This window comes from Psychrobacter sp. H25, assembly GCF_059076335.1.
Genome location: NZ_JCACRV010000001.1, coordinates 1305853 through 1319128, shown reverse-complemented (window position 1 = coordinate 1319128; position 13276 = coordinate 1305853). Strand labels below are relative to the sequence as shown.

At 42.6% G+C, this 13276-nt stretch carries 12 protein-coding genes; 9 read left to right on the top strand and 3 right to left on the bottom strand.

What is annotated here, in order from left to right; all coding sequences use genetic code 11:
• Window positions 1-52: 52 nt before the first annotated feature.
• Window positions 53-1192, bottom strand: coding sequence for a quinolinate synthase NadA (gene nadA, locus AC5JPO_RS05140; RefSeq protein WP_493853452.1), 1140 nt, complete (start codon window positions 1190-1192; stop codon window positions 53-55).
• Window positions 1193-1538: 346 nt separating this feature from the next.
• On the opposite strand from nadA, the gene AC5JPO_RS05135 reads away from it, so the two are divergent.
• From AC5JPO_RS05135 to AC5JPO_RS05125, 3 genes are all read left to right on the top strand, one after another.
• Complete coding sequence (locus tag AC5JPO_RS05135) at window positions 1539-2570, top strand: NUDIX hydrolase (protein WP_493853451.1); 1032 nt, start codon at window positions 1539-1541, stop codon at window positions 2568-2570.
• A gap of 176 nt (window positions 2571-2746) precedes the next feature.
• Complete coding sequence (gene nadC / locus AC5JPO_RS05130) at window positions 2747-3607, top strand: carboxylating nicotinate-nucleotide diphosphorylase (RefSeq protein ID WP_493853450.1); 861 nt, start codon at window positions 2747-2749, stop codon at window positions 3605-3607.
• A gap of 232 nt (window positions 3608-3839) precedes the next feature.
• A complete protein-coding gene (locus tag AC5JPO_RS05125; RefSeq protein ID WP_493853449.1) occupies window positions 3840-4481 on the top strand; it encodes a MarC family protein in 642 nt (213 codons plus the stop codon).
• 160 nt (window positions 4482-4641) lie between these two features.
• On the opposite strand, the gene AC5JPO_RS05120 is transcribed toward AC5JPO_RS05125, so the two are convergent.
• Window positions 4642-5244, bottom strand: a complete 603-nt coding sequence (locus AC5JPO_RS05120) for a LysE/ArgO family amino acid transporter (protein ID WP_319049934.1) — start codon at window positions 5242-5244, stop codon at window positions 4642-4644.
• A 182-nt stretch (window positions 5245-5426) separates the two neighbouring features.
• On the opposite strand from AC5JPO_RS05120, the gene AC5JPO_RS05115 reads away from it, so the two are divergent.
• The 3 genes from AC5JPO_RS05115 (at window position 5427) to AC5JPO_RS05105 (ending at window position 7704) form a co-directional block, all read left to right on the top strand.
• The gene (locus AC5JPO_RS05115; RefSeq protein WP_493854009.1) at window positions 5427-6191 is read left to right on the top strand and encodes a hypothetical protein; all 765 of its coding nucleotides are present in this window, start codon (window positions 5427-5429) and stop codon (window positions 6189-6191) included.
• A gap of 212 nt (window positions 6192-6403) precedes the next feature.
• Window positions 6404-7093 (top strand): hypothetical protein, encoded by a 690-nt coding sequence (locus AC5JPO_RS05110; RefSeq protein ID WP_493853448.1) that lies wholly within the window; start codon window positions 6404-6406, stop codon window positions 7091-7093.
• Window positions 7094-7146: 53 nt separating this feature from the next.
• Window positions 7147-7704 carry a hypothetical protein gene (locus AC5JPO_RS05105; RefSeq protein WP_493853447.1) on the top strand — a complete coding sequence of 186 codons (558 nt, stop codon included), beginning with the start codon at window positions 7147-7149 and terminating at the stop codon, window positions 7702-7704.
• A gap of 170 nt (window positions 7705-7874) precedes the next feature.
• On the opposite strand, the gene rluB is transcribed toward AC5JPO_RS05105, so the two are convergent.
• The gene (rluB, locus tag AC5JPO_RS05100) at window positions 7875-8822 is read right to left on the bottom strand and encodes a 23S rRNA pseudouridine(2605) synthase RluB (protein ID WP_319049937.1); all 948 of its coding nucleotides are present in this window, start codon (window positions 8820-8822) and stop codon (window positions 7875-7877) included.
• 557 nt (window positions 8823-9379) lie between these two features.
• Between rluB and AC5JPO_RS05095 the strand changes: the two genes are divergently transcribed.
• The 3 genes from AC5JPO_RS05095 to AC5JPO_RS05085 are packed head-to-tail and all read left to right on the top strand — an operon-like array spanning window position 9380 to window position 13219.
• A complete protein-coding gene (locus AC5JPO_RS05095) occupies window positions 9380-10489 on the top strand; it encodes a polysaccharide biosynthesis/export family protein (protein ID WP_493853446.1) in 1110 nt (369 codons plus the stop codon).
• Window positions 10490-10501: 12 nt separating this feature from the next.
• Window positions 10502-10933, top strand: coding sequence for a low molecular weight protein-tyrosine-phosphatase (locus AC5JPO_RS05090; RefSeq protein WP_493853445.1), 432 nt, complete (start codon window positions 10502-10504; stop codon window positions 10931-10933).
• 45 nt (window positions 10934-10978) lie between these two features.
• Complete coding sequence (locus AC5JPO_RS05085; protein ID WP_493853444.1) at window positions 10979-13219, top strand: polysaccharide biosynthesis tyrosine autokinase; 2241 nt, start codon at window positions 10979-10981, stop codon at window positions 13217-13219.
• The last annotated feature ends 57 nt before the right edge of the window (window positions 13220-13276 follow it).

Sequence of the window (13276 nt, the reverse complement as noted above, 5' to 3'; positions counted from 1 at the left end):
ATTATCAGGTTTAATAGTGCTGGCATGGTTGGCTGAGTGCTGCTTATTCATATTATGCTGCTCCAACATTAGCGAACAGTGTACGGTCTTTGACAATATCGCCACTGGCAGCGACGTTTTGCTTTTGTGCTTCAGCAAAATCAAGCATACGTTGCAACGGTTTTTTGGCGGCGACTGCCAGCTCAGGTGTCATCAACACCTCACCGCTGTTATTAGTTAGGCATTGTTCGATACCTTTTAGACCGTTCATCGCCATCCAAGGACAAAACGCACAGCTCTTACAGCTGGCACTCTCACCAGCAGTAGGCGCTGCCAAAAAGCGTTTGTTTGGTGAGCGTTTTTGCATTTCATGCAAGATGCCTAAGTCAGTGGCAACGATAAAGGTATCAGCGTCCATCTCGTAAGTTGACTTTAACAATTTACTGGTGGAGCCTACCACGTCAGCGAGTGCAACCACGCTATCAGGTGACTCAGGATGGACCAGTACTTTGGCCTCTGGATGCTCTGCTTTTAATTGCTCAAGCTCGGTAGCTTTAAATTCATTGTGTACAAGGCAAGAACCTTGCCACAGCAACATATCTGCGCCCGTCTCACGAGCAATGTATTTGCCCAAATGCCGGTCAGGTCCCCAAATGATGGGCTCACCTTGCGCATGCAGGTGGCGGATAATTTCGATACCGACAGAGGAGGTCACTACCCAGTCAGCTCTAGCTTTCACCGCGGCGCTGGTATTGGCATAGACAACGACCGTACGCTCAGGATGCGCGTCACAAAATGCCGAAAACTCATCAGCAGGACAGCCCAAATCTAGCGAGCATTCCGCCTCTAGATCTGGCATAAGTACCGTTTTTTCCATACTTAATATCTTTGCCGATTCGCCCATAAAGCGCACTCCAGCGACCACGAGCGTTTGGGCACTATGGGCCTGACCAAAACGCGCCATCTCGAGCGAGTCACCAACACAGCCGCCTGTTGCGAGCGCCAAGTCTTGGATAAAAGGATCAACATAATAATGCGCTACCAGTACGGCGTTATGTTCCTTTAATAGTTTCTTGATGTTCTCTTCAACCACGATGCGCTCAGAACGCGGTAAGTCAGCTGGCATTTTTGCTTTGGCATAGTCGATATTCATTTTAGTAGCGATACGGTTGTCGGTACTCATAATGGGTGCGTCGTAAGGATAAGTTTTCATAATGGCGACCTCTATTGGTACGATAATGATAAATGTATGTGTCAAAAATTCAGATAATTTATAATAAAAAATGATTGAGTTAACTTAATTATGCTCATTTTGAGCATAATTACAAGTGTTTTTTATATACGGACGGATATACATCAGCTGATTAAGCGCTCCTAACCCGTATATTTTTGATGACTTTTACCAGACGATGCTGATGCACCATGTTTACAACGGCGGTCTATAATAGTGTCAGTTTCAGGCTATAATATTCTGGATCCACGTTATACTGAGGCGTAAGAGATTCTTATTATTGGTAGTCTACTCGCCGCAGTTCAGAAAAAGGGTAGTCCTAAACATTATGACGTTGTCTTATTCACATGCGCATCAGCAGGGTAGCGGCACGACAGAAGTTGTCGCCGTGTTGGTTGCTATTACTGATCATATCGCTCGAGTCCTGACCGTTGATCAAGGCAAGCTATTGCCAAACGGTCCTCTTATGCCGCTACACCGCTCGTTACAGGCAGGCGTACGTCAGTGGGTGGAAGAGCAGACACAGCAGCCGCTTGGGTATTTAGAGCAGCTATATACCTTTGTCGATACCAATAGACGTAACATCGACGGCCATGCGCTGGTCTATGTCAGTTACTTAGGTCTGGTACAAGAGACACAGACGCAAGAGCTGCAAAGCCAAGCGTTATGGCGAGACTGGTATGATTATTTCCCATGGGAGAATCACCTAGACGGTATGCCAAGCATCATCACGGATTTTATTGTGCCTGTGCTTTTGGAGTGGGCCAATACCGCTGAAGACTCAAGTGTTCGAGAGCGTCGACATCAGCGTATTGGACTATGCTGGGGACTAAGCGAGTCGTTTTTGGCAGGTGGTGAGTTGACCAATGCTCAAGCAGTAAATGATGACGCTCATCAGCAGCGAGAGTGGATTGCAGAGCATGTGCTGCTACGTTATGAGATGCTCTATGAGGTAGGACTAATACCCGAAGCGCCCAATTATCCACCTAATTATCAAGCAGTCGTGCTGCCAGAAGATTGGTCAAAGCGTATCGGTGTGCCCATGTACTATGATCATCGCCGTGTCATCGCCACTGCGATCTCAAGACTGCGTGCTAAGATTGAATACCGCCCACTTATTTTTGGTTTAATGCCAGACGTATTTACCTTATCGCAATTACAGCAGAGCGTTGAGGCCCTATCAGGCATGCGTTTGCATAAGCAAAACTTCCGTCGATTGCTAGATTCACAGAATTTAGTGATGGAGACAGGGGAGAGTAGTAGTGCGCAGCGTGGTCGCCCTGCCAAACTCTATTGCTTCCGTCACGATATCGAACTACAGAGTTTATTGATGGATAGTAAACTTCCTAAACGTAAATAGTTCATGGCATGTGTTCAATTCAAAGTGTACTAAATTCCACTCTGAAAATTTTTGATGAACCGATAAGTTTTTTACCTATCCTTGCCAGTTGGTCAGCTTTACGCTATATTTATGCTCATTTTGAGTTTAAATGCTTAGCGGTTTCCATTACTATCATGGCTATATGAGGGTCAAAAATGACAATTGAAAAAGAACCAGCATTAGATGAAGTATTGCTCACGCCATTGGTCAAAGATGCTTTGACTGAGGATTTGGGGAGACGCGGTGATGTCACGTCACAAGCGACTATCCCAGCTGATATGCAAGCGAAGCTACAGATCAAAGCGCGGCAGGCAGGGGTAATATGTGGTATGGATTTGGCTCGCTTGTCTTTTGCAGCAGTCGATACGCAGATTGAGTTTGTGGCACACGCCCATGATGGCGAAACCGTCGCCGCTGGTACCGTACTAGCAACGGTACGCGGTAATGCGCGTCATTTGCTCACCGCTGAGCGTACGGCATTGAACTTTATGACGCACCTTAGTGGTATTGCAACAGCGACCCGTCAGATTGTCGATAGCGTGGCACAATATCCGGCGCAGATTACTTGTACACGCAAGACCATTCCAGGTCTACGTATCGTCCAAAAATATGCTGTACGCTGCGGCGGTGGTCGCAATCATCGCCTAGGGTTGGATGATGCTATTTTAATCAAGGACAATCATATCGCTATTGCAGGCGATATCAAAACTGCCATTCAGCAGGCACAAGACTTTGCTGGGCATCTGATTCCCATTGAAGTTGAAGTAGACACATTAGAGCAGTTAGAACAGGCGTTAGATGCTGGTGTGAGCTTGGTGCTACTAGACAATATGTCGCCTGAAACGCTATCGCAAGCAGTGGATATGTGTAAAGGACGTGCAAAGACTGAAGCATCAGGTGGTATTACGCCTGAGACTGTAGAGGCAGCCGCAAGTACAGGCGTAGACTTTATTGCGATGGGTTATCTGACACACAGTACTACGGCTTTGGATATTGGCTTGGATTTTAGCGCATAATACAAACGCTTAGCGAATTGTAGGAGATAGATTGTCTACTAGTGATATCGCACTGTAGATACAAACTGTTTAATAACATAAAGCAAGCGTGTAATCGAGCAAAGTTAATGATTTAATTCGCTTATCTGCCTATGTTACAATGCCGTTTGTATCTGCCTATTGGTCATCGTTGCACTCGCACGATGGCCTTATCTTTTTGCACAAGTGGTATCAATAGACAAGCGAGCGCTCAGTGAATACTGAAATTATCAAGATAATCCTAGCTTTTATGGTGTTGATCAATCCATTTAGCGCATTGACGTTATTTTTGGATTTGACTCGTGGCTATTCGATGAACAACCGCCGCAAAGTTGCGCGCGTTGCTTGTTTGACCATTTTTATCACCATCAGCTTTTTCACGCTTGCAGGTGAGACCTTACTAAAAACTCTTGGTATTTCTATCGGCTCGTTCCAATTGGCGGGCGGCATATTGGTGTTTTTGATTGCCCTAAATATGATGAACGGAGAGGGTAACCCCGTAAAACCTGATCAAGAAAACTTCGATGTGGATCATGTGAAAGATGCGCCCGTTTCTATGGCAGCTGCCGTGGTACCTCTCGCCATTCCAATGATGATTGGGCCTGGTGGTATCTCTACGGTTATTATTTACTCTTCACAAGTCTCAGGCATGTTGCAAGTGTCTGCCATATTGATCGCTGGACTGTTTATCAGTTTGTTTTGTTATTTGGCATTGATGGCAGCAGGTCGTATCAGCCGCTTATTGGGTGATACCGGTCTAAATATTATGAGCCGAATCATGGGCATGCTACTGGCGGCTGTTTCTATCGAAATTATCGTTAATGGCCTACGTACCCTGTTTCCTGCTTTAATGTAGGCTATCTACTTTATCTCTGATAGAAACTATAATTCTAACAACTATAGTTCTAGTATCAATCTTAACCACAAAAAACCCCAATAATTAAATTAAGAGGCCGTGCCAGATACAAATAACGACCTCTTAATCTAACACTCTATATCTAATGGCTAGCCTGTCTTTAGCTCTGGTATAAATGCCAAGCCAAATACAGCATCAGCAATCCTACCAACGCATCGAGTATATTCCACGCTTTTGGCTTCGCAAATAGAGGTCTCAGCAAGCGTGCGCCATAACCAAGTGCAAAGAAGAAAAAGAACGACGCACTAACCGCCCCTGCGGCAAAAGTCATCTTGCTACTTGCACCTGTTGAAACCATCCCAACGAGCACCAATGTATCTAAGTAGACATGGGGATTTAGCCAAGTGAAACCAAAGCATAAAAGCAGTGCTTTTTTTAAGCTGGTCACCACTTGACCATCGACTGTCATTGCATGCGATCGTTTAACACTGGCATATAAGCTCTGTAAGCCGTAAACCAGCAAAAATAGCGCGCCTGCCAGTCTGGCTATATCGACAGCATGTGGATAGCGAGCCGTTACCGCACCAAACCCAGCGACGCCTGCTGAGATCAGTAGCGCATCACTAATAGCGCAGAACAGGCAGATAAAAAAGATATGTTCACGTTTGATGCCTTGTTTGAGTACAAACGCATTTTGAGAGCCAATTGCCAAGATAAGCGACAACCCAAGCAGAAAACCAGAAATATAATCGGGAGCATTCATAATAATAAGGTGCTTAGCGTTTAGAGCATCGGTGCAGAGAGTAAGAATGTTGACACTTTGCGTACTGGCAGGTCAGCAAAAACCTGTTAAGATACGCTATTGAATGAAGGTATACAATACAGGCACAATAGGCATGTATTAGATGAGGGGCAGAGCGCGTCATGGTAGTCAGTTTGACAAGAATGCTAAAGACATTTGGGCAAGCTCAAGATGATTTGCCAACGCTCGCTGCCAAAAACGTGCAGCAGTCAGGAGCCAGTCATCATATAGATGATGTCAATCATACTAGCGATGAGCATAATAATAGCAGCACTCCATTAAACCCCGAACGTACTGCAAGCCATGAGCGTACCGCTCTGACACCGCCTGAGCGGGTAGATCGTATATGTCATGCTTTAGCGCAAGTCAGCGATATTCATTCAGCAACGCCTTTGACTGATCGGTATTTAGCCAATCATGCTCAAATGCGCCCAACCAACAGACCGCCTTTTGACCCAGATACTTTGTGGTATCTCAAACATGGACGTTGTCCGATTATGACTGAGCTTATTGACGTGGTCGATGAGGCCACCCTAAATGCCATGCCTATAGAAGCCGTTGCGATACTAGACCGTATCAATGGTAAGCTAAAGCGCTATCGCGAGTGGAGTAGCGAGCTGAACGAACAACAGCAGCAGCAACATAATGAGCGCCAGTTCGTCATCGACAAGCTCGTATCCGAAAGTATCCCCGAAGCGCTATACCATTATGAGCAGCTACAACGATTTAGCCCGCACCGCACCAAGAACAACATGGCACAAGGTAAAATGACTGCTGGCGATATGCTAACTGATTTGTTTTTAGAAATCGATTATGAGCTTGATGAGCTGTTAGATGAGCTGCATCAAACCGTTCTAAACCGCCTTGCCTCGACACATCGTTATGTCAAGAGCCGTACGCAAAGCTAACGGTTTTCTTGTTTGCTGTGAGCAAGTCATAACTGATAAACACAATCGACTCAGTACATAACAATATAGGGCTTTAACAGAGCCTTATTTTTTTGTTTAATAAAAGCAGTGCCCTATATATGACTGGCTATATTGAAGCTACTTAGCTGAGCGTATGGGCTAACATAATAAAAATTTACCACACCATTCTGCCGAACCATAAGGATACTCTGATGACCCAAGTGACTGCCATGCTAGTAATGTTTGTACTATACGGGGTGCTGCCAGCCGCTGGGTTATATCTAGGATATCGCGGTATCAAAAAAGTCACAGCGCCCAAAATGCTCGAATATACGGCGATGCCGCAATTGGGATATATTCCAGAAAAAAGCTTGCCAGTTGACGTAAAAGCAGCACTTGATCAAATCAATCAAAAGGGCAAAAAGTTACGTTTGATTTATGGCGATACCAATAACGATGGAAAAATAGACGATAAAGACACCATCAATGAAACCTATATCATGATTCAGAATCTGATGGACAGACATATCCCGCAAGCAGTCGCAGACTATCGCCGCTTGCATGATTTAGATGGGGCAGACGGCGCGCGCGCTGATACTACCAAAATCAAACACTCAGACGTTACTGGTAAACAAGCCTTGCTAGATGTGCTCAAAACCATCGATGTTCAGTTCGATGATCTGCTAAACGCGTCGTACCATCAAGATGGACAAAAGCTACTTGCGACCAATCGTTATTTGCAGACGCGCTTTGATAATCCAAAAGCGAAATCAACGATGCAGTCATTGAGTGAGCTGAATGACAATATAGATATAGAGACGATTCAATCTCCTATGTCAAAGAGTGTTGCATCAAAGAATACCGTTAAGACAAGCGAAACGGTAGACAATATCAAGCTGTAAGTGATAATGATGAGTAGGGATATACAGAATTGATTAATAAGTAGCGAGTGTATATGAGTATATTAATAGGTACTGGCATCGTAGCAACTGCCGCTGCCTTATATCTGGGCAAAAAAGGCTGGCACGCGCTACACAAGGCAGTTGGTATCACACCAGGTGTGCTCATGTATCAAGATAGTAATGCCGCATTATCATTAGCTACAACAAGTTGGCAACAGCTAAGCCTAAATAAAAAGCATCTAAAAAGCCTATCTGAACAGCAGCTAAGACAACTACAGAATATAGATAACAAAGTCACTTACTATCAAAGATATCAGAAGTCACAATCAGCGCAGAGTAAAGTACCAGCAGCGACTGAGCAGCAATTTGTGCTGAACAAGCTACTGCAAACTCGGCTACCTGAAATGCTGGCCAGTCATCACCATTTAATGAATACTTATGCAAGTACTGACCACGCAAGTGATGAAAAAAGTATAGAAGCCAATAGATTGCTACAAAAAATGTTAGACAATATCGAGCAGCGTCTAGATATGTTAATGGCGCAAATAGAGGCGCAACATCTACAGGACTTAAAAGCTATGGATAGTTACATGGACAGCCACGATAATTAAATCATTATCCATATGTTTTATATACTGGGTCTGAAAGTCATGTATAAAAAGCTGTTAGATAGACAAACTCTCAGACATACAAATATAGAAAAAGCTGCCAATGACTATATATCATTGGCAGCTTTTTTATAACACGTCTAACGCTATAAGTGTTTTACAGAAAACTTAGATTAGCGCTTGTTATTGCGGTCACGAGTATTACGTGTACCACGGCTTGCAGGGCTAGCGCTACTTTTAGGCTTTGCACTGCTATTACGGTTGTCGCTACCGCTGCGGTTATCACTACGGCTGTCCGTAGTACGGCGTGCTTTAAGCGGCTTGTTTCTGATACGTTCTTGCTTTTCTTTGGCTGCGCCATGCAGACCCGTACCATAACGTGGGCGTAAGCTTACTAAGTCCGTTAACGTGTTGATTTCTTTTTTGTCGAGCTCTAAGAAACGACCAGTACGTAGCTCTTTTGGTAGAGCAATCGTACCATAGCGCGTACGTAGTAGGCGGCTGACTTTTAGACCTTGAGATTCAAACAGACGACGTACTTCACGATTACGGCCTTCTTTTAACTGAACGTGATACCACTTATTGACACCTTCACCGCCACCGTCTTTGATATCATCAAACTGTGCCATACCGTCTTCTAACATGACACCAGAGGTCAATGTGCGAGCGATATCAGGAGTCACTTCACCCAATACACGTACCGCGTATTCACGAGTCACTTCACTAGAAGGATGCATCAAACGATGCGCCATTTCACCATCATTGGTAAACAATAGTAGACCAGTTGAGTTGATATCCAAGCGTCCAACCATTACCCAGCGATCATGAGTCAGTTTTGGTAGGCGCTCAAACACAGTTGGACGACCTTCTGGGTCTTTTGCAGAGCAAACTTCGCCTTCAGGTTTATAGTATGCCAATACACGGCGACGCTTCTCGTTTTCAGCAGTATATTTGATCTGACGACCATCAACGCGAATCTCATCACCCTGTGATACGCGATCACCAATGGTTGCCGGTCCGTTATTGACAGAGACGCGACCAGCTTTGATCACTTCTTCCATTTGACGGCGTGAACCAAGCCCCATACGGGCTAGTGCTTTCTGTAATTTTTCATCTTTCATCTTGATGTCCTTGAGTCGGTGGGTTTACATTTCTCAATGTATGACTGTTTATAGCTTCTAGACATTGGCCTAGGTAATCTCTATTACTAACTAATAGGCATATAGTATATTTGCCTTTAGCGGCACATATTATACTAATAAATTGAAATAATTATTGGACTTTTTAAAGCCTTGTTAATTTGACAATAACTTTTGTCTATGATCTCTACAAACAATATGCAAAGATTAATTGTTTCTGATATGACCTCTGCCATGATTAAGCAAAAAATTATAGTAACTCTGACATAGCTTTGATTAGATTTTTGCAAATGTTACGAGTAATTAAGGTGTATAAAACAATATGTTATCATCAGAATAATAGCTATTATGAATGCAGGTAACGCTAAAATAGCTTTTTGTATCAATCAATAAGAACGTTCGTTACTATTAGCTAACTTATGTTATGATGCCGATTATTTTTGTTAAAGATGTAAATAAATAACATTAATGCACAAACACTAGTACAGAATTTTTTTTATCGTTTTACGTGATTGTAGTAATAGAAGAGGCTCTTTGATATGAGACAGACAATTAAGTTGTTAAGTACAGCGTGTTTGTTGGCTAGCAGTATGCTCTATGGGTGTGCTACTACTACCATCAATTCTGGGCTTCAAGCTGGTGAGTTACCACCCAGTGGTTCCTTTACTGCAGAAAACGGGATAGAGTTTAACGTTCAACCTTTAAGCTTATTAACCTTACCGCCGAAAAAAACTATCACACCGAGTAACGATCTAATACGTTTGATTAATACGTCTGGCCAAATGGACTATCGTATTGCTAAAGGAGATATACTAGGGATTACGTTGGTAGGTTACCCCGACATAGCGCCTCCTTTGACCAGTAGCAGTGGTGGCTCCAACCCGTATGCGTCGGGCTTTCCTATAGATCAGCAAGGGTTTATCCAGTTTCCGCTTATCGGTCGTATAAAGGCTAGCGGTATGAGTGTTCCTCAATTTACAGCAAACTTACAAAGCCGACTTCAGCGTTATCTTAAGTACCCAGATCCGCAAGTAAAGATCATTAACTATCGTGGCAATAAGTTCTTTATAGATGGGGAAGTTAAGCAACCTGGTGAGTTTCCTATTGCTGATGTACCTGTGTCTCTATATGGTGCAATTTCTATGGCAGGCGGTGCGACACCTACAGGTGACTCAAATAGTGTGGTATTAAACCGCAGAGGTACAAGCTATAATATAGGTTTACAGTCTCTACGTCAGATGGGAGCGTCTGCCAATCAAATTTATTTACAAGACGGAGACTCCATTCATGTAAATAGCCAAGAACGTAATAAAGTATACGTCTTGGGAGAATTTGGCCAAGTGGAGCCTGTACCTATTTTGGAGCAGGGTATCAGTTTGGCACAGGTTTTAGGAGAGTCAAAAGGTCTCAATTCTAATACCGCTAATGCGGCCAAAATATACGTCGTCCGTGACAATATCAATACGAGAGCAACTGATATTTATTATGTAGATATGCAGACAGTTACTAGCTTTGCTCTTGCCAATCGTTTTGAGATGTACCCCAATGATATTGTCTATGTTGATCCAACAGGTCTGACACGCTGGAATCGTGTTATTAGTGCCTTACTACCTTCTACTACAGCGTTTAGATCTCTTTCAACTCTATAGGTAATCACGATTATGGGATTTAACAATATTTTGGTCGTTTGTGTTGGTAACATCTGTCGTAGTCCAATGGCAGAAGCATTGCTTAAAGAGCGTTATCCTGCCAAGACAATCGACTCTGCAGGTGTGGGCGCTTTAGTTGGACATCCTGCAGATACTTCTGCTCTTAAAATTATGTCTGAACAGCAGATTGATATCACAAACCATGTTGCCAAACAAATTGACGAAAAATTAGCAAAAAAAGCAGACCTTATTTTCACCATGTCAGACAGTCAAACTAAGTGGATTGAAGAACGTTGGCCATTCTGCCGTGGTAAAACATTTAAGCTTGGTCACTGGCAAAACAAAGATATTGCTGATCCATACAGACATGAAATGAGCGCTTTTGAGACAGCATATCAAGATATTGTTGATGGTCTCGATCAGTGGACCGATAAAATTAGCTAAGTAATGCTTATCCGATGAACAAGCTGAAGTGGTAGACGTATAGTTATGAGTACAGATTCAAAGAATGTATCAAACCCTGTTTCGAAAGAAGATAATGATGACATTGACCTTATGGCCTTGTTGTTTGCTATTTTACGTGGCTGGAAAGCCATCTTGTTGTTTGCTCTATTGGGTTTGATGGTAGGATTTTTATATAGTAGATATGTCAATCCTACCTTCAAGTCGGATGCGCTTATCCAGATTGAAGAGAACTCTAAAGGAGTAGCCGCGCTAGGGGCTGATATTTCTGAGTTAATTGGGTCGGAAGCTAGTAAAGCTGAAGCAGAGGCGGAATTAATAAGGTCACGTATGATCTTAGAGCCTGTTGTCAATTTGTTACATCTACGTATACGCTTGTCTGATCCTAATATCGGGGCGCTAGATAGAATAAAAAATAGTAGCACTACTACTCAAATAAATAAGCCTGAAGGGGTAACACTCAGAACTGAAGACGGTGAAGTAGGAATCAGTCAGTTTAATGTGTCTCAAGAATACTTGAATCAGCCATTTACTTTGACGCGTTCGGCGACTGGGTTTGTCTTAACTAACGGTTTTGAAGACTTTAAGGGTCAGATAGGTCAGCCGCAGCAGTTCAAAGGTACAGACGGTCAAATTCAGATCACAGTAAATAGTTTACCTGCTGATGGTTATTCAATTAATCTTACTAAGCAGTCTCTTCAAACAACGACAGAACAGCTAAATAGTACTCTATCTGTTGTTGAAAAAGGCAAGCAGACAGGCATCATTCAATTGTCTATGACTGGTGCTAATCAGCAACAAACCAGCTTAATTCTAAAACAAATCGTTTTGTCTTATATTGATCAAAATCAGTCTCGCGGTTCTGAAGAAACCACTAAAACCATTAGTTTTATGGAAACTCAGATTCCAAACCTAAAGAAAAAACTAGAAGACTCTGAAGCTGTATTTAATGAATTTCGTAAGAAATACGGTACTATTGATGTGGCAAAAGAGGCCGAGTTACTGTTAACAGAGAGCTCGCAAATTGAGCTACAACTCAATGAGTTAAAATTGAAAAAAGCAGATCTTACTACTTACTATACGGACGAACATCCATTAGTAATCCAGATTAATGATCAGCTTGCAGTGTTGAACGATAGAAGACAAGAAATAGACAATACTATTGCTGGCTTACCTGAGATACAAAGAGAGTTTTTACAACTATCGGCTGATACGACGATCAATAGAGAGATCTATCTGGCGTTACTCAAAAATTATGAACAGTTAAAGATCGTCAAAGCTGGTCAAATCGGTTTTGCTCGCATCATTGATTTGCCAATCAGTACTTACCGAGCGATTGCTCCAAAGAAACTACAAATTATCATACTAGCAATGTTGTTAGGGACTATGCTTGGAACAATGCTCGTATTGCTGAAAAATATGCTTAGAAATGTAGTCAAAGACCCTGAACTTATCGAAGCAAAAACAGGCGTATCTGTAGTAGCGACGATACCTCGTTCCCCTCTACTGACAAGACTGCGTAAAGACAAAAAAGCGCCTAATCGTCTGCTAGCATATGCCGACAGTAATAGCTTAAGCTATGAAGCGATTAAAAGCTTAAGAACTAATCTGATGTTCGGTATGCCGACAGCAGAGCAGGTGGCTCAAAAAGCTAAGGTTATTCTGATTACTGGTGAGAGTCCTGGCGTTGGCAAGTCATTTATTTCTGCTAACTTAACGGAAGTTTTTGCTCAGCTCGACAAAAAAGTACTAGTTATGGATGCAGACATGCGCTTGGGCGAGTTGCACAAGATGTTCAGTATGAATCAAGATAACGGCTTAGCCGATTATTTATCACAACATGATAATACATCGTCTCAAGGCAATACATTACCATCCGGTGAACTGAGCCATTTTATCCATTCTACAGGTATAGATAATATTGATTTTATGCCAAGAGGGGAGCATCCACGTAATCCTGCATCACTACTGTCTAATAGTAGGCTTAATGCTCTAATGAAAGAGCTAGGCTTACGCTATGACTATATTATTATTGATACACCACCGATACTTGCGGCTTCTGATGCGATGATACTGGCACAATATGCTGACAAAGTACTGATGGTAACCAGATACGATAACTCAATTGAGGGACAACTGGTCTATGCTGTCAATCAAATGAATAAGGCAAATATAAAAGTAGACGGTATTATTCTAAATGACGTACAACAGGGTATCATGAGCAAATACAGTTATCACTATAGTTATGCTTATGGCAACAACCAGTAGTACGCTTCTAAATAAATTAGTTCTTAAAAATGATGTAGAACGAATAGACAATCCATA

What these genes read in the sequence shown, in the direction of transcription:
- nadA (WP_493853452.1), bottom strand. Translation starts at nt 1,192, where the DNA reads ATGAAAACTTATCCTTACGACGCACCCATTATGAGTACCGACAACCGT.
- AC5JPO_RS05135 (WP_493853451.1), top strand. Translation starts at nt 1,539, where the DNA reads ATGACGTTGTCTTATTCACATGCGCATCAGCAGGGTAGCGGCACGACA.
- nadC (WP_493853450.1), top strand. Translation starts at nt 2,747, where the DNA reads ATGACAATTGAAAAAGAACCAGCATTAGATGAAGTATTGCTCACGCCA.
- AC5JPO_RS05120 (WP_319049934.1), bottom strand. Translation starts at nt 5,244, where the DNA reads ATGAATGCTCCCGATTATATTTCTGGTTTTCTGCTTGGGTTGTCGCTT.
- AC5JPO_RS05115 (WP_493854009.1), top strand. Translation starts at nt 5,427, where the DNA reads ATGCTAAAGACATTTGGGCAAGCTCAAGATGATTTGCCAACGCTCGCT.
- AC5JPO_RS05110 (WP_493853448.1), top strand. Translation starts at nt 6,404, where the DNA reads ATGACCCAAGTGACTGCCATGCTAGTAATGTTTGTACTATACGGGGTG.
- AC5JPO_RS05105 (WP_493853447.1), top strand. Translation starts at nt 7,147, where the DNA reads ATGAGTATATTAATAGGTACTGGCATCGTAGCAACTGCCGCTGCCTTA.
- rluB (WP_319049937.1), bottom strand. Translation starts at nt 8,822, where the DNA reads ATGAAAGATGAAAAATTACAGAAAGCACTAGCCCGTATGGGGCTTGGT.
- AC5JPO_RS05095 (WP_493853446.1), top strand. Translation starts at nt 9,380, where the DNA reads ATGAGACAGACAATTAAGTTGTTAAGTACAGCGTGTTTGTTGGCTAGC.
- AC5JPO_RS05090 (WP_493853445.1), top strand. Translation starts at nt 10,502, where the DNA reads ATGGGATTTAACAATATTTTGGTCGTTTGTGTTGGTAACATCTGTCGT.
- AC5JPO_RS05085 (WP_493853444.1), top strand. Translation starts at nt 10,979, where the DNA reads ATGAGTACAGATTCAAAGAATGTATCAAACCCTGTTTCGAAAGAAGAT.